Source organism: Pseudomonas tolaasii NCPPB 2192 (genome assembly GCF_002813445.1).
Lineage (GTDB): Bacteria > Pseudomonadota > Gammaproteobacteria > Pseudomonadales > Pseudomonadaceae > Aquipseudomonas > Aquipseudomonas tolaasii.
This window is the reverse complement of record NZ_PHHD01000001.1, coordinates 657,651-681,800: the sequence shown is the minus strand read 5'-3', so window position 1 is coordinate 681,800 and position 24,150 is coordinate 657,651. Positions and strand designations below refer to the sequence as shown.

Sequence of the window (24,150 nt, the reverse complement as noted above, 5' to 3'; positions counted from 1 at the left end):
CGATCCGATTCAGCTGGCGACAATATTGACCAGTTTGCCAGGCACCACGATCACTTTGCGGATCGTCAGGCCTTCGGTGAAGCGCAGCACGTTCTCGTTGACGCGTGCGGCGGCTTCGACGTCTTCACGGCTGGCGCTGGCCGGCATGTCGATCTGGCCACGCAGTTTACCGTTAACCTGGATCACCAGTTGCAGCGTGTCCTGCACCAGGGCGCTGTCATCCTGCACCGGCCAGCCGGCATCAATGATGGCGCCTTCATGGCCCAGGCGGTTCCACAGGTCGTGGCTGATGTGCGGCGTGATCGGAGCCAGCAGCAGCACGACCGTTTCCAGGCCTTCCTGTACCAGCGCACGATCCTGTTCAGTCGCTTGCGGCGCTTTCTCCAGCACGTTCATCAGCGTCATCACCTGGGCGATGGCGGTGTTGAACTTGTGGTTCTGGCCCACGTCCTGGCTGGCCTGGCGGATGGCCAGGTGCGTGCTGCGACGAATGGCTTTCTGTTCATCGCTCAAGGCGGCCACGTCCAGTTTGCCCGGCAGGCCCTGGCTGATGTGAGCGTGCGCCAGACGCCAGACGCGCTTGAGGAAGCGGTGCGAGCCTTCAACGCCGGAGTCGGACCATTCGGCGCTCATGTCAGGCGGCGAGGCGAACATCATGAACAGGCGGCAGGTGTCGGCGCCGAACTGGTCGATCATCGACTGCGGGTCAACGCCGTTGTTCTTGGACTTGGCCATCTTCTCCGTGCCACCGATTTCCACCGGCAGACCGTCGGCGATCAGCCTGGCGCTGATGACCTTGGCTTTGCTGTCGCGCTCAAGCTCGACGTCCGCCGGGTTGAACCAGGTGTAGGCGCCGTTGGCTTCACGGCGATAGTAAGTCTCGGCGACCACCATGCCCTGGGTCAGCAGGTTCTTGAACGGCTCGTCGGAGCTCACCAGGCCTTCATCGCGCATCAGCTTGTGGAAGAAGCGCGCGTAGAGCAGGTGAAGAATGGCGTGTTCGATACCGCCGATGTACTGATCCACCGGCAGCCAGTGGTCGGCTGCGGATTTTTCGACCAGCCCGCCTTCATAGTGTGGCGAGGCGTAGCGGGCGTAGTACCAGGAGGACTCGACGAAGGTGTCCATGGTGTCGGTTTCACGTTTGGCAGGCTGGCCGCATTTCGGGCAGCTGCACTCGTAAAACTCGGGCATGCGCGCCAGCGGCGAGCCGGCGCCGTCCGGCACCACGTCTTCCGGCAGGACGACGGGCAATTGGTCTTCCGGCACCGGTACGTCACCGCAGGTCTGGCAGTGGATGATCGGGATCGGGCAGCCCCAGTAGCGCTGGCGGCTGATGCCCCAGTCGCGCAGGCGGAACTGGGTGCGCGAGGCGCCGAGGTTTTTCTTGATCAGTGCGACTTCGATGGCGTCGAAGGCGCCCTGGAAATCCAGGCCGTCGAATTCGCCGGAGTTGATCAGCTCGCCATGCTCGCCGTAGGCGTCCTGCCACGGCGCCGGGTTGGTGTCGCCGGAGCTGGTGCGCACCACCGACTTGATCGGCAGGCTGTACTTGGTGGCGAATTCGAAATCGCGCTCGTCGTGCGCCGGCACCGCCATTACTGCGCCATCGCCGTAGTGCATCAGCACGTAGTTGGCGACCCAGACCGGCAGTTTTTCGCCGGTCAATGGATGTTCAACAAACAGCCCGGTCGGCAGGCCTTTTTTCTCCTGGGTGGCGACGTCGGCTTCGGCCACGCTGCCGCCTTTGCATTCGGCGATGAATGCCTGCAGCTCAGGGTTGTTCTGCGCGGCCTGGCTGGCCAGCGGGTGTTCGGCGGCCACGGCGACGTAGGTCGCGCCCATCAGGGTGTCCGGGCGGGTGGTGAAGACTTTGAGTGCGCCCTCGGTGCCGATCGAATCGATGTTGTAAGGGAACTGCACTTCCATGCCCTTGGATTTGCCGATCCAGTTGCGCTGCATGGTCTTGACCTGTTCAGGCCAGCCCGGCAGGTCGTCGAGGCTCGACAAGAGCTCATCCGCGTAGGCGGTGATCTTGAAGTAGTACATCGGGATTTCGCGCTTTTCGATCAGCGCGCCGGAACGCCAGCCACGGCCGTCGATGACCTGCTCGTTGGCCAGTACGGTCTGGTCCAGCGGGTCCCAGTTCACGGTGCCGCTTTTCTTGTAGATCACACCTTTTTCGAACAGGCGAGTGAACAGCCATTGCTCCCAACGGTAGTAATCCGGCTTGCAGGTGGTCACCTCGCGCGACCAGTCCACCGCCAGGCCCAGGCTGCGCAGCTGGGTCTTCATGTAGGCGATGTTTTCGTAGGTCCACTTGGCGGGCGCCACGTTGTTTTTCATCGCGGCGTTTTCCGCCGGCATGCCGAAGGCGTCCCAACCCATGGGTTGCAGGACGTTCTTGCCGAGCATGCGCTGGTAGCGGGAGATCACGTCGCCGATGGTGTAGTTACGCACGTGCCCCATGTGTAGCTTGCCGCTGGGGTAAGGGAACATCGATAGGCAGTAGTAAGTCTCCTTGCCTGGCTGTTCACTGACTTCAAAGGACTTTTGCTCGTCCCAGAAGGTTTGGGCGGCATTTTCTATTTCACGGGGCTGATATTGTTCGTGCATGGCTACTTTTGAACTGAATAGGGGTGGCCTAATCCTCTTCGGTGCAACATTCAGGTTGATCGACACCAAAAAGCGGCGCGTCCGTGCCCAAACCCTGCGGGAAGTGGAGTTACAGGAAGCGCCGTAGCATACATGACCCCACTCTATCGAGGGAAACCCTGATTGCGCGGGCGAGGCCGTCTGTCGCGGCACCAGGCAGGTGCAGCCACGGGGGCTACGCTGTTTATTGGGGAGTGAGTCTTATCTTCAATGAGGTGAGGGGATGGTTGAATCGCAGCGAACTTTAACGAAACCGCAGTTGTATGAAGGACTGATCGACCGTTTGGGTCGGGCACTGGATGCCGCAAGAACCGCAGGCCGATTGCGAGATGAACGGCCTCTGGAGCTGGAGTTGCGAGGCTTGAGCCAGGCCGAGCTTGAATTGATCAAGCGCTACCTGGAATTGAATGACCACCGCGCCTCTCATGGGCAGGCTTCCCCGCCTGCCCGGGAGCCCTTGCGTTCGGCCAAGGTTGTTTGGCTGAAGGATGTATCTGCCGGTCGCGGCCCCGAAAGGTTTCGGGCCGTACGGTGCAAGTGAAGCACAGCGTTATCCGTTGGCCTTCTTGAAAGGTGGCGGTAAGGATTGTCGCTAAACCGCGTTGCATCTAGGCTTCGGGCATCTTTGGAGATGCCCGATGCCTTTTCGTTATTTGATTAAACAATTGCTCTTGCCGCCTGGCATTTTTCTGCTGTTGCTCGCGCTTGCCTGGTGGCTTCGCAGAAGTCGTCCGCGCCTGGCCGGGCTGTGTTTTGCCGTGGGATTGGGCGGAATGTGGCTGATCAGCCTGCCGGTAGCGGTGCAATGGGGCGCGCGTGCGCTGGAGACCGAGCCGCCCTTGGCCCGTGAAGAATGGGCGACTTTGGCGCAGCGGGCCGATGCGATTGTGGTGCTGGGCTCCGGGCGTGAACGCGGTGACCCGGCGTGGGGCACGGATCAGCCCACTGGCGTCGGGCTCGAGCGCCAGCGTTACGCCGCGCGACTGGCGAAGGCGTCCGGGTTGCCGGTATTGACCAGCGGCGGCCTGCATTACGGCACGCCGCCGAGCGAGGCGGAGTTGATGGCGGTGTCGATGCTCGATGACTTCGGCGTCACCGTGCGCTGGAAAGAGGAGCGTAGCCGCACCACTTGGGAAAATGCACAGATGAGCGCCGGGATTCTGTTGCCTCAAGGCATCAAACGCGTGGTGGTGGTGACCCAGGCCTGGCATATGTCGCGTGCGAAATGGAGTTTTGAAAAAGCCGGTTTCACCGTGGTCCCGGGGCCGGTGGGCTTTTTGGGGGTGGACAATGCCCGGCCCTTGGGCGGCTGGCTGCCCGAATTTGCGTCGGTGTGGCGCAGTGGGCAGTTGATCAACGAGGCGGTGGGGCAAGTGGGGTATCGAATGTTTTACCGGTAAGTCGTAGCACTGAAGGTCAAATGTGGGAGCTGGCTTGTCGGGCCGCCGCATCGCAGCGATGCGGCGACCCGACAAGCCAGTTCCCACATGGGTTTTGTGGTTGGCGGTCAGACGGTCTTGGCCATTCGTCCCGCCAGCAACGCCCAGCCGAACAACCCCAGGCACACAATAATCAGCGGCCACGAGCGCCATTGCAGGTACGGCGTGAGGTTGTGCATCGGCACCACTTCACCATAGAGAATTCCGCGCTCGAATTGCGGAATCTGCTCGGTAATCTGCCCGAACGGGTTGATCAGCCCGGTCACGCCATTGTTGGTCGCGCGGATCATCCAGCGGCCAGCCTCCAGCGCGCGCATCTGTGCCATTTGCAGGTGTTGTAGCGGGCCGATCGAGCGGCCAAACCAGGTGTCGTTGCTGATCGTCAGCAGCAAATCGCTCTGGGCCGACAGGCCGGCGGCGAACTCCGGGTAAACCACTTCGTAGCAAATGAATGGCGCTATCTGATAGCCCTTGGCCTGTAGCATCGCCTGATCGGCAGGGCCGCGGGCGAAGTCGGACATGGGCAGGTCGAAGAAGGCGATCAGGCCGCGCAGCATGTCTTGCAGCGGCACGTACTCGCCGAACGGCACCAGCTTCTGCTTGAGGTAAGTGCCTTCGCCTTCACCCACCACGGTGATGCCGTTGAAGTAGCGCTTCTGGTGGTGCACGTCCTGGCGAATCGGCACGCCGGTGATCAGCGCGGTGTGCCGGTCGGCGGCGAACTTGCCCATCATGCCCAAATAGCCCTCGACGGATTCCTTCAGCACCGGCACGGCGGTTTCGGGCCATACCAGCAGGTCGACACGCTTGGAGGTAAAGCTCATGTCGCGGTACAGCGCCAACTGGGCGTTGAGCTGTTCCGGGTCCCACTTCATGCTTTGTTCGACGTTGCCCTGCACCGCCGCCACGCTCAGCGGCGGGCCGGACGGGGAAGTCCAGGCGTGATGCTTGAGTGCCAGGCCAACGACCCACGGCGCCACCAGCAGCACCAGGCCCGCGCCGATGAAAACGTTGCGTTTGCTCGCCAACAGGCGCGGCAGGTTGCACAGCACCGCTGCCGTCAGCGCCAGGGCAAAGGAAATCAGCCACATTCCGCCCAATGGCGCGAGGCCGGTCAGCGGGCCGTCGAGCTGGCTGTAGCCGGAGTACAGCCACGGGAAGCCGGTGAGGAACCAGCCGCGAAACGCTTCCTGGCCGACCCACAGCGCCGCGAAGGTCAGCGCATCGGCCAGCGGCGCCTCATTGCGCCGCAGCCAGCGCGCCCACAGCCAGGCGGGCAGGGCGAAGAACAGGGCAATCGCAGCGGTAAACAGCAGCATCAGGAAACCCGCCAGCAGCACCGAAGCGCCGCCGAAGTGGTGGATGCTGTAGTAGATCCAGCTGGTGCCGGCACCGAACAGGCCAAAACCGAAACACCAGCCACGGCCCAGGGCCTGACGTGGCGTCAACTCCCGCAACCCGACATAGAACAATCCGACCGCCACCAGTGCAAACGGCCACAGGTCGAACGGCGCCAGCGCCAGGGTGGTGATGGCGCCGGCCACCACGGCCAGCAGGTTACCGGGCCAGCCGGGAGCAGTGAGACGGCGCATGTCAGTCCTTAGCGGGCAATAGGTGTCAGGCGAATCAGATGGATACGGCGGCTGTCGGCATTCAGGATGCGGAAGCGGTACGCGCCAATCTCGGTGGTTTCGTTACGTTTTGGCAGATGCCCGAACGCACTCATCACCAAACCGCCGACGGTGTCGAATTCATCGTCGGAGAATTCGCTGTCGAAGAACTCGTTGAAGTTCTCGATCGGCGTCAGCGCCTTCACCAGGAAGTCACCGCTCGGCAGTGGCTTGATGTAGCTGTCTTCTTCGACGTCGTGCTCGTCTTCGATGTCGCCGACGATCTGTTCCAGCACGTCTTCAATGGTCACTAGACCGGCCACGCCGCCGTATTCGTCGATCACAATGGCCATGTGATTGTGGTTGGCGCGGAATTCGCGCAACAGCACATTCAGGCGCTTGGATTCAGGCACGAACGTGGCCGGGCGCAGCAAATCCTTGATGTTGAAGTTGTCGCCGTTCTCCCTGAGGATCAGCGGCAACAGGTCCTTGGCCAGCAGGACACCCATGACGTCGTCATGGCTTTCACCGATCACCGGGTAGCGCGAGTGCGCCGAGTCGATCACGGCCGGGAGGAATTCCCGTGGGGTCTGGGTCGCCTTGATGCTGATCATCTGCGAACGCGGGACCATGATGTCCCGAACCTGCAGGTCAGCCACCTGAATGGCGCCTTCGACGATGGCCAGCGCTTCGCTGTCCAGCAACTTGTTCTGATGGGCCTCGCGCAGCAGCTCCAGCAGCTCCTGGCGGTTTTTCGGCTCGTGGGCAAAAGCCTGGGTCAGTTTACCCAGCCATGACTTCTGCCCGTTGCTCGATCGGTCTTCGCTCATAGCGATTACTCTGAATCCTTTGTCGTGTCGGTTAAGTGTTGATCAGTTTTCGTCATCTGCGTATGGGTCCGGATGACCCAATTCAGCAAGCAACGTTTGTTCCAGTGTTTCCATTTCTTCGGCTTCGTCATCGTCTATATGGTCGTAACCCAAGAGATGCAAGCAGCCGTGGATGACTAGATGGGCCCAATGGGCCTCAAGTTCCTTGCCTTGTTCCCTGGCTTCGCGTTCCACCACGGCAACGCAGATCACCAGGTCGCCCAGCAATGGGATATCCAGTAACTCATCCGGCACGTCGGCGGGGAAGGACAGCACGTTGGTCGCGTAGTCCTTTTGGCGCCAGGTGTGATTCAGTTCACGGCCCTCGGCCTCGTCCACCAGGCGAATGGTCAGCTCCGAGTCGGCGGTGCGCTGGCGCAAGGCCAGTGCGCACCATTGGCGCAATTGTTCTTCGCTCGGGGCGGGCGCGTCGGTGGCCAGCTGCAGGTCAAGCTCAAGCATCGTGGCGAACGTCCTTGGCCGGTGCGTCGTCGCGGTGTTCGAAGCGCTCGTAGGCCTCGACAATGCGCTGCACCAGCGGGTGGCGGACCACGTCTTTGGGCGAGAAGTGCGTGAAACTGATGCCCGGCACGTCCTTGAGCACTTCAATCACATGGCCCAGACCCGACTTGGTGCCCCGGGGCAAGTCAACCTGGGTAATGTCGCCGGTGATGATGGCCGTGGAGCCAAACCCGATGCGGGTCAGGAACATTTTCATCTGCTCGACCGTGGTGTTCTGGCTCTCGTCGAGGATGATGAAGCTGTTGCTCAAGGTGCGACCGCGCATGTAGGCCAGCGGGGCGATCTCGATCACCTGGCGCTCGATCAGCTTGGCCACGTATTCAAAGCCAAGCATTTCGTACAGCGCGTCGTAGAGCGGGCGCAGGTAGGGGTCGATCTTCTGGGCCAGATCGCCCGGCAGGAAGCCGAGTTTTTCACCCGCTTCGACCGCCGGACGCACCAGCAGGATGCGGCGCACTTGCTCGCGCTCAAGGGCATCCACTGCACAGGCCACGGCCAGGTAGGTCTTGCCGGTACCGGCGGGGCCGATGCCGAAATTGATATCGTTACCGAGGATTGCCTTGACGTACTTCTGCTGATTCAAGCCCTTTGGGCGAATCATGCCTTTTTTGGTACGCAGGGCCACGCTGGCTTCGGCGACAGGGTTGTTGGCCAGGTCTTCCACAGCCGATTCCTGCAAGTACAGGTGCACGATTTCCGGCGACAGCTCACTACCCTTGGTTTCGCGGTAGAGACGGCGCAGCAGGTTTTCTGCCGATTTTGTGGGCTGGGTTTCACCGATGAGCTCGAACTGATTGCCGCGGTTGCGGATCTCGATGCCCAGGCGTTGTTCGATCAGGCGCAGGTGCTCGTCGAACTGTCCGCACAGGTTGGCGAAACGGCGAGCCTCAAACGGCTCGAGGATAAAACGATGGGGTTCTGCGATGGGTGCGTTCAAGGTCGCTTTTAGCCGCCCTTTGGCTGTTGAGGTGAAAGAGAGGATAACGCCAGAGGCGTGTGTGCGAAAGCACTTATATAGGCTCTCAAGAACCACGAAGATCCACTGTGGGAGCTGGCTTGCCTGCGATAGCGGTGTATCAGTGCCAGTTGAGCTAACTGACCCACCGCTATCGCAGGCAAGCCAGCTCCCACAGTTTGGTCTTCATCCAGGCAATCTGATCAGTTAACCAGCGACCCGCGCAGCGAGTGCGGTTGCGCCGCATCGATGTGCACATCGGCAAACTGGCCGATCAGGGTGGGATTGTCGCAGCGGAAGTTGACGATTCGGTTGTTCTCGGTACGGCCTTGCAGCTCGCCCGGGTCCTTTTTCGAATAGTCGGTGACCAGAATGCGCTGGATCGAGCCGACCATTTGTCGGCTGATCTCGAAGCCTTGCTGGTTCAGGCGGTGTTGCAACGCGTTCAGACGCTCTTTTTTAAGTGCTTCCGGGGTTTCGTCCGCGAGATCAGCGGCAGGCGTGCCTGGGCGCTGGCTGTAGACGAAGGAATAGGAGAAGTCGAAACCGACGTCCTCGATCAGCTTCATGGTCTGCTCGAAATCTTTCTCGGTTTCGCCGGGGAAACCGACGATAAAGTCCGAGCTGATGCAGATACCCGGCACCGCTGCGCGCAATTTGCGCAGTTTGGATTTGTATTCCAGGGCGGTGTGGTTGCGCTTCATCGCCGCCAGAATGCGGTCCGAGCCTGATTGCACCGGCAAATGCAGGTGTTTGACCAGCTCCGGCACTTCGGCGTGGGCCTGGATCAGGCTGTCGGAGAACTCCAGCGGGTGCGAGGTGGTGTAGCGAATGCGCTCGATGCCATCCACGGCGGCGACCACGCGGATCAGCTCCGCCAGGTCGGCGAGGCGGCCGTCTTCGGTCTGGCCGCGATAGCCGTTGACGTTCTGGCCCAGCAGGGTAACTTCGCGCACGCCGTTTTCAGCCAGGTGGATGATTTCCGACAGCACATCGTCAAACGGCCGGCTGACTTCTTCACCGCGTGTGTAAGGCACCACGCAGAAGGTGCAGTACTTGCTGCAGCCTTCCATCACCGACACATAAGCGCTCGGCCCATCGATACGCGGCTCGGGCAAGTGGTCGAATTTTTCGATTTCCGGGAACGACACGTCCACCTGCGGCAGCTTGGTAACGCGTGCAGCGTCGATCATTTCCGGCAGGCGGTGCAGGGTCTGCGGGCCGAACACCACGTCAACGTAGGGCGCACGGTCGCGGATCGCGGCGCCTTCCTGGCTGGCCACGCAACCGCCGACGGCGATCACCATCTCCGGGTTGGCCAGTTTCAATTCCCGCCAGCGGCCCAGCTGGGAGTACACACGGTCCTGGGCCCGTTCGCGGATCGAGCAGGTATTGAGCAGGATAACGTCGGCATCTTCGGCGCGGGCGGTGACTTCCAGGGCCTGGTGTTCGCCCAGCAAGTCGACCATGCGCGAGCTGTCGTACTCGTTCATCTGGCAACCGTGGGTTTCGATATAGAGCTTCTTGGCCATGGGAATCGTCAACTGGTGGTAAAGAACCGCGCATTATAGGGGGCATGCCCATTGGTTCCTAGCGTTGTGCATCGGGTGCCATGCTATAGTTCGCGCCCTCTTTTATATCCCCGATGTGTTATTCGCCCACCATGACCAAACGTGAAGCTCCAATCTACAAGGTGATTTTCCTCAACCAGGGCCAGGTGTTCGAAATGTACGCCAAGCAGATCTATCAAAGTGATCTGTGGGGCTTTCTGGAAGTGGAAGAGTTCGTCTTTGGCGAGCGCACCCAGTTGGTCGTCGACCCGGGCGAAGAAAAGCTCAAGGCGCAGTTCGAAGGCGTGGTGCGCAGCTTTGTGCCGATGCATTCGATTGTGCGCATCGATGAAGTGGAGCGCCTGGGCACGCCGAAAATCAGCGAGGCGCGTGGCACCAGCAATGTGATGCCGTTTCCGATGCCGATGCCTGAGAAGTAAGGTTTTGGATTGAGCTGGCCTCATCGCAGGCAAGCCAGCTCCCACATTTGACTGCATTCCAAAGTTGGAACTCGGTCAAGTGTGGGAGCTGGCTTGCCTGCGATAGCAACAGAAGGGGTTAGCTGAGTTCAGGGCAGGGGTGAAAAAGGCGAACGCCCGTCGGCACTCTGCAATTCCTGCAGGTAATTGCGGAAAATCTGCCCCAGCACCTGGGTCGCCACTTCCAATTCATCCCGCTGCATGTGCTCGGCCACTTCATCGGCCGTGTCCAGCGCGTCTTCGGCGCCGTTTACCGCCGCCATCTTCAGCACGATGTACGCCTGCACGTTGTTGGCCGGCACGCCTTCGCCTTTGAAGAACATGTTGCCCAACTGGAATTGCGCTTGCGCATGGCCCTGCAGCGAGGCTTTCTCGAAGTAGCTCAAGGCTTTGTTGAGGTCGCGGGCGGGGTTTTTACTGTCGTGGAAGTACTCACCCAACTCGTATTGCGCCTGCGCATCCCCGCTTTCGGCCTGTTTCTGGCACGCGCTCAGGGCTTCGGCCTGGCTGTCTGGCTGGGTATTGAGGGTGCAACGACCCATCGCTGGGATTAACAACGAGTTGCCGCCTGCTTGTGCATGTGCCAGCAGCGGCTGAAGGAGCAACAGGCAGCCCAGAACCAGGGTGCGGCCGGTGCGTTTCATGGGAATCGACTTACCTCTGACGGGGCACGCGGACCCTCGGGGAGTCCAATAAGCGCGCATTATGAAATAAGCAGGCCTCTGCTTACAAAGTCTTTACTCGTTTTTCTGCTGCGTGGGCAAGTTATCTGCCGGATTGCAGGTGATTTCTCGAAAAATGCAGGAAATCTCTGTAAGCAAAGTAGCAAATTCCGACGCCGCCCAAGGCAGCGCCAGAATCCGTGCCCCTTATTTCAGGGCCGCGAAGGCGCGTTCGGCAGCATCCAGGGTCAGTTTCAACTCGGCTTCGCCATGGGCGATCGAAGTGAAGCCGGCTTCAAAGGCGCTCGGTGCCAGGTACACGCCGCCTTCCAGCATCAGGTGGAAGAAGCGTTTGAACAGGTCGGCGTCGCTGCCCATCACGTCATCAAAGGTAACGATGTCGTCGGCGCCGCTGAAGTACAGGCCGAACATGCCGCCCGCCTGGGTGGTGACAAACGGGATGCCGGCCGCATCGGCGCGTTGTTGCAGGCCGTCGAGCAGGCGCGTGGTGTAATCGGTCAGCTCTGCGTGAAAGCCCGGGCGGCTGATCAGGCGCAGAGTGGTCAGGCCCGCGGCCATGGCCAACGGGTTACCCGACAGGGTACCTGCCTGGTACACCGGGCCCAGCGGCGCGATGTGCTGCATGATTTCACGCTTGCCGCCGAAGCAGCCCACCGGCATGCCGCCGCCGATGATCTTGCCGAAGGTGCTCAGGTCCGGCGTCACGCCGTAGTGCGCCTGGGCGCCGCCGAGGGCCACGCGGAAACCGGTCATCACCTCGTCAAAAATCAGCACCACGCCGTGCTTGTCGCATTGCTCGCGCAGGCCTTCAAGGAAACCCGGCGCCGGTGGCACGCAGTTCATGTTGCCGGCCACCGGCTCGACGATGATGCACGCTACGTCCTGGCCCACTTCATTGAGCATCTGCTCGACGGCGGCGATATCGTTGAACGGCAGGGTCAGGGTGTGTTTGGCGAACGCCGCCGGAACGCCCGCCGAGCTCGGCACGCCCTGGGTCAGCAGGCCGGAACCGGCTCTCACCAGCAGGCTGTCGGAGTGACCGTGGTAGCAGCCTTCGAACTTGATGATGCTGTCGCGGCCAGTGAAACCACGGGCCAGGCGGATTGCGCTCATGGTGGCTTCAGTGCCGGAGCTGACCATGCGCACCATTTCCATCGACGGCACGATCGAGCAGACCAGATCCGCCATTTCGGTTTCCATGGCGGTCGGTGCGCCGTAGGACAAGCCGTGCTCCAGTTGCTTGCGCACCGCGTCCAGCACGTCCGGGTGGCTGTGGCCGAGGATCATCGGGCCCCAGGAGCCCACGTAGTCCACGTAACGCTTGTCATCTTCGTCGGTGACGTAGGCGCCTTCGGCATGCTTGAAGAACAGCGGCGTACCGCCCACGCTCTTGAACGCACGCACGGGGGAGTTCACACCGCCGGGGATGTGTTTCTGGGCATTGGCAAACAGCGTTTCGGAACGGGACATGATGGGGCTCTCTTAAATCAAATCTTGAGTAGGGCGTTGAAGGCACGTGCGCGGCGCGTGACTTCCTGAGTGCTATCGGCGCCGAACAGGCCGTGCACCACGGCGAGCAGGTCGGCGCCGTGGGCCACCAGCGGTTCGGCGTTTTCCAGGGTGACGCCGCCGATCACGCAGATGGGCAACTGCAACCGCGTGCGGGCTTCGGCCAGCATGTCGACGGTGGCGGCGGGCGCACCGGGCTTGGTGCTGGAGTTGAAAAAGCGGCCGAAGGCGACATAGCTGGCGCCTTCTTTGGCGGCCTGTTCGGCCAGTTCGATCTGGCTGTGGCAGGTGGCACCGATGATGGCTTTGGAGCCGAGCAGCGCGCGGGCGGGCGTGAGTGGGCCGTCAGTCTGGCCCAGGTGCACGCCGACGCCCAGGCGCGCGGCCAGTTCGGCGTCATCATTGATAATCAGCTGGGTTTTGTAGCGCGCGCACAGTTCACGCAGCTTTTCGGCTTCGCGCAGACGGCGGGCCTCGTCGCTGCTTTTGTCGCGGTACTGCAACAGGGTCACGCCACCGTCCAGCGCCGCTTCGACGTAGGCGAGGAATTTGCCGGCCAACAGCTGACTGTCGGTAATGGCATACAGGCCACGTAATTTCATCGGGCAGGCCCCTTGGCTTGGTCTTACGAACAGAAATCCAGCGGCAACCGGCGCGGTACAAACTGGCCCTGGCCGAGTTGTTCGGCGTCACGCAGGGTGCGCCAAGTGTAGTTGAGTGCCGACTGCACGGCGCTGACCAGCCCTTCACCCTGGGCGAGCCGACCGGCCAATGCGCTGGCCAGCGTGCAGCCCGAACCGTGGTAACTGCCGGGCAGGCGCTGGCAGGTAAAGGTCTGGCGCGTGCCGTCGCGGCTGTACAGGCGGTTGTGCACTTCATGCTCATCGCCATGGCCGCCGGTGATCAACAGGTGCTTGATAAATGGCAACAGCTTGTCGGCGCACTCGTCGGCGGTGCCCTCGGGCAACTCAGCCAGGATGCGCGCTTCGGGCAGGTTCGGGGTGGCGATCAGCGACAACGGCAACAGCCGCTCGCGCATCGCATAGCCGACCTCATCCTTGCCCAGGCTGCCACCGCCGCCGGCGCGCAGCACCGGGTCGCACACCACCGGCAGGTGCGGGTGCGCCTGCAGCAGTTCGACCACGGTATCGACCATCGCGGTGGAGCCGAGCATGCCCAGCTTGACCGCCGCCACCTCGGAGTCGCCGAGCACGGCATTGGCCTGGGCCAGCACCCACTCGCGGTCGAGCACGCGGAAATCGCTGACATTGACGGTGTTCTGCACGGTCAGGGCGGTGACGGCCGGGGCCGCATGACAGCCTTGGGCGAGCAGCGCTTCGATATCTGCCTGCAGGCCGGCGCCACCACTGGGGTCGTGGCCGGAGAGACAGAGGACAACGGGGCGAGAGCTGTAGATATTCATGGTGCGCGAGCTTACCACCAAACGCTTTTGGCGTGGCTGCCGGGCACCAGGGGAATTTTGCGCGCAGCGGTGAGCCCCCTGGCACGATTTAACGCCATGAAGCCTGGCCTGAAAAAGCGCTGAAAGTACCGTTCTAGAGCCTTTCAAAAATTTATTTCAATGGTGTCTAATGGCCTCTACCGGCTATGCTAGAGTGGATCCAAACAACTTAATGTATCGCCGGTGTACGTCATCTCAAAAGGAATGGGGGGCTTTTGACATAACCGGACAGGCCACGCTGGGGCTCTATGCGCTATTTGCTGATCTTTATATTGTGCGGGCTGCCGATGCTCGCCAGCGCCATCGAGTTTGATCAGAGCACTCGAAGCCTGCCCTTGGGACGTGTCATGCAGGTACTCGAGGACCCCACCGACGCGTTGACCATCGGCGACGTCAGCTCCCCGGCCTACGCGGCCTACTTCAAGACCCATGACAAGGCCACCCTCAACGCTGGTTATTCGCGCTCGGTGTTCTGGCTCAAGCTCGATCTGCATTACGTCGCCGCAGACCCACGCGCGCCACGCACCTGGTTTCTGGAGCTGGCCTACCCGCCGCTGAATCGGCTGGACCTTTACCAGCGTGACAGCGCCGGCAACTATCGCCTGACCACCCGCACCGGCAGCACCTTGCCGTTTTCCAGCCGCGAAGTGCGCCAGAGCAACTACCTGTTCAAACTCAACTTCGTGCCCGACCAGCAGGAAACGGTGTACCTGCGCCTGCAGAGCGAAGGCTCGATCCAGGCCCCGCTGACTCTCTGGTCCGGCACCGCCTACCTTGAAGAACAGCCGCTGCGCCTCTATGTGCTGGGCGCCATCTACGGCGTGTTGCTGGGGATGCTGATCTACAACCTGTTCATCTATCTGAGCGTACGCGACACCAGTTACCTCTATTACATCCTCTACATCGCCTCGTTCGGGCTGTATCAGCTGTCGGTCAATGGCGTGGCGGTCGAGCACTTCTGGCCGAACAACCCGTGGTGGGCCAACGCGGCGGTGCCGTTCCTGATCGGTTCGGCGGCGCTGTTTGGCAGCCTGTTTGCGCGCAGTTTCCTGCACACCGCACAACACAGCCGCTGGCTGGACCGGATTCTGCTGGGGCTGGCAGCCGGTGGCGCGGTCGTGATGGTGCTGGCGTTGCTCACCAGTTACGCCGTGGCGTTGCGTCTGGCCACCGGCCTGGCGCTGGTGTTCACCGTGACCATCTTCGTCGCCGCCATCAAAGCCTGGTATTGCGGGCAGCGCATGGCACGGTATTTCATCATCGCCTGGTCGGCGTTCCTGCTCGGCGGGGTGGTCAACACGATGATGGTGCTGGGTTACCTGCCCAATATGTTCCTCACCATGTACGCCAGCCAGATCGGCTCGGCGATTGAAGTGGCGCTGTTGTCCCTGGCACTGGCCGACCGCATCAACGGCATGCGCGAGCAACAGGCGCAGATTCTGTTCGACGCCAGCCAGAAGCTCGAAGTGCTCAACCAACAACTCGCCCGCAGCAACCGGCTCAAGGACGAGTTCCTCGCCACCCTGACCCACGAACTGCGCACGCCAATGAATGGCGTGATCGGCTCCCTTGAATTGATGCAAACCGTGCCGCTGGACGATGACCTGGCGCAATACCAGCAAACCGCCGCCGGCTCGGCGCGGGATATGATGCGCATGGTCAACGGCATCCTCACGCTCACCGAGTTGCAAGCCGGGCGCCTCAGCGCACAGCCCGAAGTATTCAGCCTGCGCGGCACCCTCGACGCCTTGCGCCAGCAATTCAGCAGCAGCGCCCAAAGCAAGGGGCTGGCGTTTTCCATCGACGTGGCAGGCGAACTGCCGGACCGCGTGATCGGTGACGCCGGCAAACTCAGCCAATGCCTGGATTGCCTGCTCGACAATGCCTTCAAATTCACCCACGACGGCGCCGTGCGCCTGCGCGTGGTGGGTGTGCCCCACAGCGACGGCTCGTTGCGCTTGAGTTTTATCGTGACCGACACCGGTATCGGCTTCGCCTTCCTCGACGAGGCCACGTTGTATCAGCGTTTCTTCCAGGTCGACGGCTCGATGACCCGCGAATACGGCGGCTTGGGCATTGGCCTGGCGATTTGCCGGCAACTGATCGAATTGCTCGGCGGGCGCCTCACCCATCATTCCGAACCACGCAAGGGCAGCCGCTTCCAGTTGGAAGTGAGCGTCACCCTGGCGCCGTCAGAGCCCAAGCTAGCCCCCAGCCGGCAGCGCTCGCCGCAGGAATGCTCGGTGTTGCTGGTGGACGACAACAGCGTCGGCCAACTGGCCGTGCGCGGCATGCTGCTCAAGTTGGGTTACCGGGTCAGAACCGTGGACTGCGGCCCGGCCGCGCTGGCGAGTTTGCAGAGTGAAACCTTCGATGCGGTTTTACTCGATCTACCTGAAGGCGGTTTCTCGTTGTGCTGTCAGATTCGTGCACTGCCCGGCTGCGGCGAGTTGCCGGTGATCGCCCTGAGCGCCTCCTTGCAGGTGCCCGAGCGTGAGCGTTGCCATGGCGTAGGTGTGACCGAACGTCTGGCAAAACCCGTCCGTTTCGACGCCTTGCAGGGGGCGCTGGAGCGCCAGCTTTTGACTCCGACAGAGGGCAAAAGCGCCGAGCATTCGGCGCGTATGCCACTTTTTTAAGCCGGATGACGGTGCTTAACTGAAATTCAGGCCTCAACCGCACGTGGCCTTTTTTCTGGAGGCCCGTCATGAACCTGCATCAGTTTGCCGAAACCCACGACGTTACCAACCAGCCACCGTCCCTGGACGGCACCAACCTGTACCGCATCGACTTGCCGCTGCAAGACTGGTCGCGCCGTTTCGGCGCCGGCTGGGCGCAGGCGCGCATCGATACCTATGGTGCGCTGGCCGGTGGGCCGTTAATGGCAGCCGGGTTCCTGGCGAATGAGAACAAGCCGGTGTTCAGCAGCCATGACCGGTATGGGCATCGCATCGATTTGGTTGAATTTCACCCGGCCTACCACGAGCTGATGCGCACTGCCGTAGAACACGGCCTGCCGTCGCTGCCGTGGGCCCATCCGCAGCCCGGCGCCCACGTGGCCCGCGCCGCCATGACCTACCTGCACAGCCAGGCCGAGGCCGGCACGGGTTGCCCGCTGACCATGACCTTTGCCTGCGTACCGGCACTGCGTTTGCAGCCGGACCTGGCGGATGCCTGGTTGCCGAAAATCCTCAATACCGAATACGACCCGCGTAACGTTGGCATCGCCCACAAAGCGGGTGCCACTATCGGCATGGCCATGACCGAGAAACAGGGCGGCACCGACGTGCGCGCCAACACCACCCGCGCCTACCCCGTGGGTGCGGGCGGGCCGGGGCAAGCCTATGAACTGGTGGGCCACAAGTGGTTCTGTTCGGCGCCGATGTGCGACGCGTTCCTGACTCTGGCCCAGACCGACAAGGGCCTGACCTGTTTCCTGCTGCCAAGGCATCGCCCGGATGACACGCGCAACGAGTTCTACATCCAGCGCCTGAAAAACAAGCTCGGCAACTGCTCCAACGCGTCCAGCGAAGTGGAGTTTCGCGGTGCCCTGGCCTGGATGATCGGCGAGGAAGGCCGTGGTGTACCGACGATTATCGAGATGGTCGCCATGACCCGTTTTGACTGCATGGTCGGCTCCAGCGCCCTGATGCGCCAGGCGTTGACCCAGGCCAGCCATCATTGCGCCCATCGTTTGGTGGGGGGCCGTGTACTCAGTGAACAGCCCTTGATGCAAAACGTGCTGGCCGACCTGGCCCTGGAAAGCGAAGCCGCGCTGGCGCTGAGCATGCGCATGGGGCGCGCGCTGGACCATCTCGATCACGAACAGGAAGCCAAGTTCGCACGGCTGGTCACGGCAGTGGGCAAGTATTGGATCTGCAAACGCGCGCCGGCGATGATCAACGAAGCCGCCGAATGCATGGGCGGTGCCGGATACGTCGAGGACAGCATCCTGCCGCGCCTGTACCGTGAGGCACCGGTGAATTCGACGTGGGAAGGTTCCGGCAACGTGCAATGTCTGGACGTGCTGCGCGCCCTGTCGAAAGAGCCGGGCGTGCTGGAGGCGTTGTTTGCCGAACTGGGCGACGGGCATGGTGACAGGCAACTGGCGCGGCATATCGAACAGCTGAAGTCTGCGTTTATGGACACCCAAGACATTCAGTACCGCGCACGGCAGTTGACCGAAGACATCGCCGTGGCGTTGCAGGCCAAACTGTTGCTGGAGGCGGGGAACGCGGCGGTGAGTGACGGGTTTATCGCCAGCCGCTTGGGCGACGCGTCCGGCCGGGTGTATGGCACCTTACCGCGCGGGGTTGATGTAGAAGCCATCGTCGCCCGCTCAACCCCAACCCTCTGAGTACAGGTGGTCAAAATGTGGGAGCTGGCTTGCCTGCGATAGCGGTCCATCAGCCACATCATTGCTGACTGATCCACCGCCATCGCGGGCAAGCCCGACTCCCACAGGATTGCATCCATCTTGAGTGGGCACTCCAATTCAAAGTTTGCGTCTGACAGGGATACAGGCAAGATGAAGGCCTGCACGTCAGAACACAGGATGCTTACCGTGACCGAAGCTTTTGTTGTCGTCAAAACCGCCGAAGAAGCCGTGGACCGGCTGGCGGCGCTGCATGAGCGTGCCACCGGCGCGCTCAACCAAGCCCTCAAGCGCTACCTGAAAGACCGCGTCGAACCCGACGCCGAGCAACGCGCGCTGTTTCGTTACCCGGAACTGCGCCTGACCTACCACTGCCACGGCGAAGTCCCACAGACCACCCGGGCGTATGCCAAGGTTCAACTGCCGGGCACCTACAGCGTGACCGTCACCCATCCCGCCGCCTTCCGTAAATACCTGCTGGAGCAGTTGGTGCCGCTGATGCACGACTTCACCGTGACGGTGGAAGTGGGCGTCAGCCAACAGAACATTCCATACCCGTACGTGGTGGAGCAGGGTGATGAACTGGCGGGTTCCGGCGTGACCGCCGCGACCCTGGCCCGCGTGTTCCCGAGCACCGACCTGTCGGCCGCCACTGATGGCATCGCCGATGGCCTCTACGATTGGGAAAACACCGACCCGCTGCCGCTGGCGCTGTTCGACGCAGCCCGCGTGGACTTTTCCCTGCGCCGCCTGGTGCACTACACCGGCAGCGACTGGCGCCATGTGCAGCCGTGGATTCTGCTGACCAACTACCACCGCTACGTCGACCAGTTCATCCTGCATGGCCTGGAACAACTGCGCAGCGACCCGCGCTTTATCCGCATGGTGCTGCCGGGCAACGTGGTGATCGACAAGAGCATGGACCACGGCGAAGCGTCTGCCATTGCGGCGGGTGTGGTCTGGCACCGTTATCAGATGCCGGCCTATCACCTGCAGGCGGCTGACGGCCATGGCGTGACCCTGGTGAACATCGGTGTCGGCCCGTCCAACGCCAAGAACATCACCGACCACCTGGCCGTACTGCGCCCGCATTGCTGGCTGATGATCGGCCACTGCGGCGGCCTGCGCCAATCCCAGACCATCGGCGACTACGTGCTGGCCCACGCCTACATGCGCCGCGACGGGATTCTGGACCGCGTGGTACCGCCGAACATTCCGATTCCGGCGCTGGCCGAGGTGCAACTCGCACTGCAACAAGCGGCGGCCAACGTCACCGGCGAAAAAGGCGAAGAGCTGAAAAAACGCCTGCGCACCGGCACCGTGCTGACCTACGACGACCGCAACTGGGAACTGCGCTGGGCCCAGGAGCGGCCGCTGATCAACCTGTCCCGCGCGGTGGCCGTGGATATGGAAAGCGGCACCATTGCTGCCCAGGGTTATCGCTTGCGCGTACCGTACGGCACGTTGTTGTGTGTGTCGGACAAACCATTGCACAGCGAAATCAAGCTGCCCGGCTCGGCCAACGCGTTCTATGAGCGTGCGGTCAGCCAGCACTTGAAAATCGGCATCGAGGCGGTGGATTTGTTGCGCACCGAACTTAACTCGCTGCACTCGCGCAAACTGCGCAGTTTCGACGAGCCGCCGTTCCGCTAAGCGGTCGGGATGGTCATTTAGCGGTCAGGCCACTAGCATTGTCGGTCCTGACCTTTAGATGTACGAAGCCATGTCCCGTCCCCCCCGTCCCGATTCGCGCCGCCCCGGCGTGAAACCTGCGCAGTCTTCCGCCCGTCGTGTCGCCAAGGCGCCGCCGGCCGAGCCGAAGCTCGTGCTGTTCAATAAACCCTTCGACGTGTTGACCCAGTTCAGCGACGAAGGCGGCCGCGCGACCCTCAAGGATTTTATCGACATCCCCGGCATCTACCCGGCCGGTCGTCTGGACCGTGACAGCGAAGGCCTGTTGCTGTTGACCAACGATGGCCAGTTGCAGGCGCGCATTGCCGACCCCAAGCACAAGCTGGCCAAGACCTATTGGGTGCAAGTGGAAGGCGAGCCGACTGAAGAACAGTTGCAGCGCTTGCGCGACGGCGTTGAGCTCAATGACGGCAGGACCTTGCCCGCCGAGGCGCGGCAACTGGACGAACCCGAACTGTGGCCGCGTAACCCACCCGTGCGATTTCGCAAAAGTGTGCCCACCCACTGGCTTGAACTGGTGATTCGTGAAGGGCGTAACCGCCAGGTGCGGCGCATGACGGCGGCAGTGGGCTTGCCAACCTTGCGCCTGGTGCGCGTGCGTATTGGCGAGTGGTCAATCGACGGCCTGGATCAAGGCCAGTGGAAGGAAGTGCCGGCGCGCTTATAAAGCCCCGGACTCGATCAGGCCGATCACCACGCTCTTGATGATGAACGCGGCCACGCCCAGCCCCAGCACGAAAAACAGGATGAACGAGCCAAAGCGCCCGGCCTTGGACTTTTTCGCCAGGTCCCAGACGATAAAGCCCATGAAAATGATCAGGATAGTGACCAGGCCGGTCATCATCCATTCTTCAAAGAGGGCGGGGTCGATATTGTTCATGGTTTTTTCCGGCAGGGCAGGCGGGCAAGTATAAGGCAGCTTCCATCACGTCACATTGACCTGAGTCGGTTGCGGTCAATGTGGGAGCTGGCTTGCCTGCGATCGCATCACCTCGGTATGGCTGAAAGACCGGGTTGCCTGCATCGCAGGCAAGCCAGCTCCCACATTTAAGTACGCAGGTGAGTCAGGGGCAGTTCAGTGCTGTTGAGCACCTGGTTCAGCACAAAGCTTGAACGCACGCTGGTCACGCCTTCAATGCGGGTCAGATGGCCCAGCAGCAGTTTCTGGTAGTGGTCCATGTCCGGCACCACCACTTTCAACTGATAGTCAGCGTCCATCCCCGTCACCAGGCTGCACTCCAGCACCTGGGGCAGGGTGCGGATGGCGGCTTCGAAATTCTCGAAACGCTCGGGGGTGTGGCGGTCCATACCGATCAGCACATAGGCCGTAAGGCTCAGGCCGAGCATCTTGCGATCGAGCAACGCCACCTGGCGCGCAATGTAGCCGTCGTCTTCCAACTGCTTGACCCGGCGCGAGCAGGGCGATGGCGACAGGCCGATGCGCTCGGCCAGCTCCTGATTGGAGATCCTCGCGTCACGCTGCAATTCCGCCAAAATACTCAGGTCGTATCGGTCAAGCTTGCTCATTGGGTTGGCCTTTGTCGTAACTATTGCGGTGAATTATCCATGAAGGGTTAAAAATTGCGCAAGCACTGTTTATTGACGCAATCTTCGCAATCATCTGTCGGGCGTGGGCGGGTATCGTTATCAACAGAATCACCGCCTGGACAAACAGTCCACTGCAGCCCGCCCAATCAGGCCCGCTGCGGCCGCCGCCCCAGCAGGGTTGAGCCGGCCTCCAGGCTGCACACTGTCCACAAGACGGCGTGAGGTGAGCCAACGCCAAAAGCGTTGAGCCAGGACGAAATTCTCAAGGGGTGGCCGACGGGTCACCCCTTTTTCTTTGCCGGAAAATTGTTCTCGTGACTGATAACCTGTCTCAGAACCGGGTGAGGCTTTTTCAGTCTCATACTGTGAGGCCGGACATTCCAGGCCCAAACCCGCAGTGAGGAATAGCATGAAGCGCATCTGGCGTATGGCAGGTGTAGGTTTGCTGATGATCAGCGTCGGCACGCAAGTGATGGCTGACGATCCACGTTCAGAAGGCGGTGGTCAGCGTGAAAGAGGGCCCGAAGGCGGGTGGCAAGGCAATAACCAGCCGCGCCCTGAAAACAATCAGCCGCGCCCGCAGAATCAACATTTTGAGCGGGCCGAGCAGCAAGGCCACGGCCAGTGGCAAGGTCGCCCGCAGGGTGACGGGCAACAGCGGCCTGCGCCGCAGCCACAACCTTCGAATAACCTGCCGATCCAGGGGCGGCCGGACACCGTTCGCCAGACCCAGGAACCACGCCAGGGTTATTACCGCGACATCCCGCGCCGTAATGGCGACAACCCGCACTGGCAAGCCGGCAACGGCCCGGGGCCGCGTCCGGGTCCAGGCTTCAACAATGGCCACCCCAACGATGTTCGCTGGGCGGGCCGTCCTGACGGGCATGGCAATGGCTGGGGCCCCGGCCCGCAATATCGCCCCGGTTACACCGTCGACCGTTTCCCCGACCGTAATTACCGCGTGCCCTACCGCGGGCAGGATTACTTCTTTTCCGGCGGCTACTGGTATCGCCCGCAAGGCCCCCGTTACGTGGTCGTAACGCCGCCGTATGGCATCCGCGTGCATTATTTGCCGGATTACGCGCGTGAAGTCTGGGTCGGCAGCGCGTTGTTCTTTCTCGCGGCGGGCTCGTACTACACCTACGAAGCCGCGTCCCAGCAGTATGTGGTGGTGCAACCGCCGACCGAGGTTCCGGCGCCAGCGCCTGCGCCGCAGGGCAACGGGTATGACGTGACGGCCTATCCCGCCAACGGCCAGTCACCGGCCCAGGTGCAGCAGGACGGTTATGACTGTTATCGCTGGGCGGTGCAGCAAAGCGGTTTTGACCCCCGCACCGTCACCTATGCCCCGGACCCGGCGGTGGTGCAAACCTATCGCCAGGCCCAGGGCAACTGCCTGAGCAGTCGCGGCTATCAGGTGCAGTACTAGGTTTTATTGCCCGTGACCACTTCCCGCGGGTCGGCGTGCACCAGCACTTCGGCGCGCGGGTAGGCCTGGTGAATGGCGTCGGCGGCTTGGTCGCTGATGCCGTGCGCCACTGACAGCGTCAACTCCCCCGGCAGCTCCAGGTGCAGCTGCACAAACCAGTGGCTGCCGGAAATCCGTGTGCGCAAATCATGCGCACCCAGCACCCCCGGTACGCCGCGCGCCAGCTCCAGCATGTGCTGGCTGACGTCCGGCGGCAGTTCCTCATCCATCAACACCGCGAAGCTTTCCCGGGCGATCTGGATCGCGCTCCACAAAATGTAGGCGGCGATACCCAGGCCAAACCAGGCGTCCACTTGGTTGTAGCCAAACCCCGCGAGCACCAGCGCCACCAGAATGCTGCCGTTGAGCATCAGGTCCGAGCGGTAATGCAGCGAGTCCGCGCGCACCGCGTTGGAGCCGGTTTCGCGGATGACCCGGTGTTGCAGCATCAGCAACGCCACGGTCAGCACCAGCGAAAACACGATCACGCCAATGCTCAGCCACGGCGCGCCGACCGGTTCCGGGTGCTGCAAGCGTTGGTACGCCTGAAACGCGATCAACACCGCACTGCCCGCAATGAACAGCGCCTGAGCCATGCCCGACAGCGACTCTGCCTTGCCATGCCCATAACGATGGTCGTCGTCGGCCGGGCGCAGCGCGTAATGCACCGCCAGCAGGTTCAGCAGTGAGGTCACGCCGTCGAGCAGCGAGTCGGTCAAACCGGCGAGCATGCTCACCGAGCCGCTGAGCCACCAGGCGATGGCCTTGGTGATAATCAGCAAGCAAGCCACACCCACCGAGGCGCGGGTGGCCAGGCGCAAGAGCCTGGCGTGTTCGGGACTGCTGGTCATGGGCGGTCCTTAGGCTGCAGGTTTCAGGCCCAGGGACGCCAGTTGTTGCACGCTGCCCTTGAACTGGATCAGGCGCGGGTCGTCCAGCGGCAAGGTGCGGCCGGTTTCTTTCTGGATGATGGTTTGCAGCTTGGCGTTGTCGACTTTGCCGTCGGCGCCGATGGCTTCGTGCAACTTTTCCGGGGCGACCTGGGCGGTTTTGCCCGGCTCGAAATAGATGGCGCCGGTGGCGAAGTCCACGCCGAATGCGATCAGGCCCGGGATCACATAGAACAACAGGCCCACGGCATCGAGTACGGCAATGGCCGGGTCGATCTTGCCGTCGATCTGGCCACGGCGGTCGGGGTAGAAAATCGAACCACAGGCCGTCAACTGGCTCAGCAGGCTGACGGCGAGGACACCGCCGATGACACGGGAAGCGATACGCATGAGGACTCTCCTGAACACAATGAATACGAAACTATAAGCCAGATCTACCGGGCA

22 protein-coding genes are annotated in these 24,150 nt (G+C 61.9%); 8 read left to right on the top strand and 14 right to left on the bottom strand.

Going from position 1 to position 24,150, the window contains the following annotated elements; translation table 11 throughout:
* Positions 1–9: 9 nt before the first annotated feature.
* Positions 10–2,616: a leucine--tRNA ligase gene (gene leuS / locus ATI14_RS03105; protein WP_016973906.1), complete on the bottom strand. Its 2,607-nt coding sequence runs from the start codon at positions 2,614–2,616 to the stop codon at positions 10–12.
* 262 nt (positions 2,617–2,878) lie between these two features.
* Here leuS and ATI14_RS31590 point away from each other — a divergent pair, with 262 nt between their 5' ends.
* On the top strand, positions 2,879–3,196 hold the full coding sequence (locus tag ATI14_RS31590) for a hypothetical protein (protein ID WP_016973905.1): 318 nt from the start codon (positions 2,879–2,881) through the stop codon (positions 3,194–3,196).
* Between the two features lie 97 nt (positions 3,197–3,293).
* Entirely contained in the window at positions 3,294–4,055 is a 762-nt protein-coding gene (locus tag ATI14_RS03095) for a YdcF family protein (RefSeq protein WP_016973904.1), read from the top strand.
* A 107-nt stretch (positions 4,056–4,162) separates the two neighbouring features.
* Here the strand turns inward: ATI14_RS03095 and lnt are convergent, their stop codons facing one another.
* The 5 genes from lnt to miaB all read right to left on the bottom strand — a co-directional run bounded on the left by lnt (position 4,163) and on the right by miaB (position 9,582).
* Complete coding sequence (gene lnt, locus ATI14_RS03090) at positions 4,163–5,686, bottom strand: apolipoprotein N-acyltransferase (protein WP_016973903.1); 1,524 nt, start codon at positions 5,684–5,686, stop codon at positions 4,163–4,165.
* Between the two features lie 8 nt (positions 5,687–5,694).
* Positions 5,695–6,534, bottom strand: a complete 840-nt coding sequence (locus ATI14_RS03085) for an HlyC/CorC family transporter (RefSeq protein ID WP_016973902.1) — start codon at positions 6,532–6,534, stop codon at positions 5,695–5,697.
* Positions 6,535–6,576: 42 nt separating this feature from the next.
* The gene (gene ybeY, locus ATI14_RS03080; RefSeq protein ID WP_031320360.1) at positions 6,577–7,035 is read right to left on the bottom strand and encodes an rRNA maturation RNase YbeY; all 459 of its coding nucleotides are present in this window, start codon (positions 7,033–7,035) and stop codon (positions 6,577–6,579) included.
* On the bottom strand, positions 7,028–8,032 hold the full coding sequence (locus ATI14_RS03075; RefSeq protein ID WP_016973901.1) for a PhoH family protein: 1,005 nt from the start codon (positions 8,030–8,032) through the stop codon (positions 7,028–7,030). Before ATI14_RS03075 ends, ybeY begins: the two co-directional genes overlap by 8 nt.
* A 221-nt stretch (positions 8,033–8,253) precedes the next feature.
* Positions 8,254–9,582 (bottom strand): tRNA (N6-isopentenyl adenosine(37)-C2)-methylthiotransferase MiaB, encoded by a 1,329-nt coding sequence (gene miaB / locus ATI14_RS03070; protein WP_016973900.1) that lies wholly within the window; start codon positions 9,580–9,582, stop codon positions 8,254–8,256.
* Between the two features lie 131 nt (positions 9,583–9,713).
* Between miaB and ATI14_RS03065 the strand changes: the two genes are divergently transcribed.
* Positions 9,714–10,040, top strand: a complete 327-nt coding sequence (locus ATI14_RS03065) for a DUF1820 family protein (protein ID WP_003194436.1) — start codon at positions 9,714–9,716, stop codon at positions 10,038–10,040.
* Between the two features lie 128 nt (positions 10,041–10,168).
* Here the strand turns inward: ATI14_RS03065 and ATI14_RS03060 are convergent, their stop codons facing one another.
* From ATI14_RS03060 to ATI14_RS03045, 4 genes are all read right to left on the bottom strand, one after another.
* The gene (locus tag ATI14_RS03060) at positions 10,169–10,723 is read right to left on the bottom strand and encodes a tetratricopeptide repeat protein (RefSeq protein WP_016973899.1); all 555 of its coding nucleotides are present in this window, start codon (positions 10,721–10,723) and stop codon (positions 10,169–10,171) included.
* Between the two features lie 225 nt (positions 10,724–10,948).
* A complete protein-coding gene (gene hemL / locus ATI14_RS03055; protein ID WP_080520287.1) occupies positions 10,949–12,232 on the bottom strand; it encodes a glutamate-1-semialdehyde 2,1-aminomutase in 1,284 nt (427 codons plus the stop codon).
* A gap of 17 nt (positions 12,233–12,249) precedes the next feature.
* Entirely contained in the window at positions 12,250–12,873 is a 624-nt protein-coding gene (gene thiE / locus ATI14_RS03050) for a thiamine phosphate synthase (RefSeq protein WP_016973897.1), read from the bottom strand.
* 23 nt (positions 12,874–12,896) lie between these two features.
* Positions 12,897–13,694 (bottom strand): hydroxymethylpyrimidine/phosphomethylpyrimidine kinase, encoded by a 798-nt coding sequence (locus tag ATI14_RS03045; RefSeq protein ID WP_016973896.1) that lies wholly within the window; start codon positions 13,692–13,694, stop codon positions 12,897–12,899.
* Between the two features lie 287 nt (positions 13,695–13,981).
* On the opposite strand from ATI14_RS03045, the gene ATI14_RS03040 reads away from it, so the two are divergent.
* The 4 genes from ATI14_RS03040 to ATI14_RS03025 all read left to right on the top strand — a co-directional run bounded on the left by ATI14_RS03040 (position 13,982) and on the right by ATI14_RS03025 (position 20,467).
* Positions 13,982–16,372 carry a hybrid sensor histidine kinase/response regulator gene (locus ATI14_RS03040; protein ID WP_016973895.1) on the top strand — a complete coding sequence of 797 codons (2,391 nt, stop codon included), beginning with the start codon at positions 13,982–13,984 and terminating at the stop codon, positions 16,370–16,372.
* A 68-nt stretch (positions 16,373–16,440) separates the two neighbouring features.
* Entirely contained in the window at positions 16,441–18,090 is a 1,650-nt protein-coding gene (locus tag ATI14_RS03035; protein ID WP_016973894.1) for an acyl-CoA dehydrogenase family protein, read from the top strand.
* Positions 18,091–18,261: 171 nt separating this feature from the next.
* Positions 18,262–19,761, top strand: a complete 1,500-nt coding sequence (gene amn, locus ATI14_RS03030; protein ID WP_177006809.1) for an AMP nucleosidase — start codon at positions 18,262–18,264, stop codon at positions 19,759–19,761.
* A 70-nt stretch (positions 19,762–19,831) separates the two neighbouring features.
* Positions 19,832–20,467, top strand: coding sequence for a pseudouridine synthase (locus ATI14_RS03025; RefSeq protein ID WP_026082984.1), 636 nt, complete (start codon positions 19,832–19,834; stop codon positions 20,465–20,467).
* Here ATI14_RS03025 and ATI14_RS03020 read toward each other — a convergent pair.
* Entirely contained in the window at positions 20,462–20,671 is a 210-nt protein-coding gene (locus ATI14_RS03020; RefSeq protein WP_025999909.1) for a DUF2788 domain-containing protein, read from the bottom strand. The genes ATI14_RS03025 and ATI14_RS03020 overlap by 6 nt on opposite strands.
* A 176-nt stretch (positions 20,672–20,847) precedes the next feature.
* On the bottom strand, positions 20,848–21,327 hold the full coding sequence (locus ATI14_RS03015) for an Lrp/AsnC family transcriptional regulator (protein ID WP_003194418.1): 480 nt from the start codon (positions 21,325–21,327) through the stop codon (positions 20,848–20,850).
* A gap of 430 nt (positions 21,328–21,757) precedes the next feature.
* Here ATI14_RS03015 and ATI14_RS03010 point away from each other — a divergent pair, with 430 nt between their 5' ends.
* On the top strand, positions 21,758–22,777 hold the full coding sequence (locus tag ATI14_RS03010; protein WP_016973891.1) for a DUF6515 family protein: 1,020 nt from the start codon (positions 21,758–21,760) through the stop codon (positions 22,775–22,777).
* Here ATI14_RS03010 and ATI14_RS03005 read toward each other — a convergent pair.
* Both ATI14_RS03005 and ATI14_RS03000 read right to left on the bottom strand, forming a co-directional pair.
* Complete coding sequence (locus tag ATI14_RS03005) at positions 22,774–23,667, bottom strand: cation diffusion facilitator family transporter (RefSeq protein WP_016973890.1); 894 nt, start codon at positions 23,665–23,667, stop codon at positions 22,774–22,776. The genes ATI14_RS03010 and ATI14_RS03005 overlap by 4 nt on opposite strands.
* Before the next feature lie 9 nt (positions 23,668–23,676).
* Positions 23,677–24,096 carry a hypothetical protein gene (locus ATI14_RS03000; protein ID WP_016973889.1) on the bottom strand — a complete coding sequence of 140 codons (420 nt, stop codon included), beginning with the start codon at positions 24,094–24,096 and terminating at the stop codon, positions 23,677–23,679.
* Positions 24,097–24,150 lie beyond the last annotated feature (54 nt).

Excerpts from the sequence above, each read along its gene's own strand:
- miaB (WP_016973900.1), bottom strand. The coding sequence starts at position 9,582 with ATGGCCAAGAAGCTCTATATCGAAACCCACGGTTGCCAGATGAACGAG.
- ATI14_RS03060 (WP_016973899.1), bottom strand. The coding sequence starts at position 10,723 with ATGAAACGCACCGGCCGCACCCTGGTTCTGGGCTGCCTGTTGCTCCTT.
- ATI14_RS03065 (WP_003194436.1), top strand. The coding sequence starts at position 9,714 with ATGACCAAACGTGAAGCTCCAATCTACAAGGTGATTTTCCTCAACCAG.
- ATI14_RS03085 (WP_016973902.1), bottom strand. The coding sequence starts at position 6,534 with ATGAGCGAAGACCGATCGAGCAACGGGCAGAAGTCATGGCTGGGTAAA.
- ATI14_RS03015 (WP_003194418.1), bottom strand. The coding sequence starts at position 21,327 with ATGAGCAAGCTTGACCGATACGACCTGAGTATTTTGGCGGAATTGCAG.
- thiE (WP_016973897.1), bottom strand. The coding sequence starts at position 12,873 with ATGAAATTACGTGGCCTGTATGCCATTACCGACAGTCAGCTGTTGGCC.
- ATI14_RS03010 (WP_016973891.1), top strand. The coding sequence starts at position 21,758 with ATGAAGCGCATCTGGCGTATGGCAGGTGTAGGTTTGCTGATGATCAGC.
- ATI14_RS03025 (WP_026082984.1), top strand. The coding sequence starts at position 19,832 with ATGTCCCGTCCCCCCCGTCCCGATTCGCGCCGCCCCGGCGTGAAACCT.
- ATI14_RS03095 (WP_016973904.1), top strand. The coding sequence starts at position 3,294 with ATGCCTTTTCGTTATTTGATTAAACAATTGCTCTTGCCGCCTGGCATT.
- ATI14_RS03000 (WP_016973889.1), bottom strand. The coding sequence starts at position 24,096 with ATGCGTATCGCTTCCCGTGTCATCGGCGGTGTCCTCGCCGTCAGCCTG.
- amn (WP_177006809.1), top strand. The coding sequence starts at position 18,262 with ATGAAGGCCTGCACGTCAGAACACAGGATGCTTACCGTGACCGAAGCT.
- ATI14_RS03040 (WP_016973895.1), top strand. The coding sequence starts at position 13,982 with ATGCGCTATTTGCTGATCTTTATATTGTGCGGGCTGCCGATGCTCGCC.
- lnt (WP_016973903.1), bottom strand. The coding sequence starts at position 5,686 with ATGCGCCGTCTCACTGCTCCCGGCTGGCCCGGTAACCTGCTGGCCGTG.
- leuS (WP_016973906.1), bottom strand. The coding sequence starts at position 2,616 with ATGCACGAACAATATCAGCCCCGTGAAATAGAAAATGCCGCCCAAACC.
- ATI14_RS03035 (WP_016973894.1), top strand. The coding sequence starts at position 16,441 with ATGAACCTGCATCAGTTTGCCGAAACCCACGACGTTACCAACCAGCCA.
- hemL (WP_080520287.1), bottom strand. The coding sequence starts at position 12,232 with ATGTCCCGTTCCGAAACGCTGTTTGCCAATGCCCAGAAACACATCCCC.
- ATI14_RS03005 (WP_016973890.1), bottom strand. The coding sequence starts at position 23,667 with ATGACCAGCAGTCCCGAACACGCCAGGCTCTTGCGCCTGGCCACCCGC.
- ybeY (WP_031320360.1), bottom strand. The coding sequence starts at position 7,035 with ATGCTTGAGCTTGACCTGCAGCTGGCCACCGACGCGCCCGCCCCGAGC.
- ATI14_RS31590 (WP_016973905.1), top strand. The coding sequence starts at position 2,879 with ATGGTTGAATCGCAGCGAACTTTAACGAAACCGCAGTTGTATGAAGGA.
- ATI14_RS03045 (WP_016973896.1), bottom strand. The coding sequence starts at position 13,694 with ATGAATATCTACAGCTCTCGCCCCGTTGTCCTCTGTCTCTCCGGCCAC.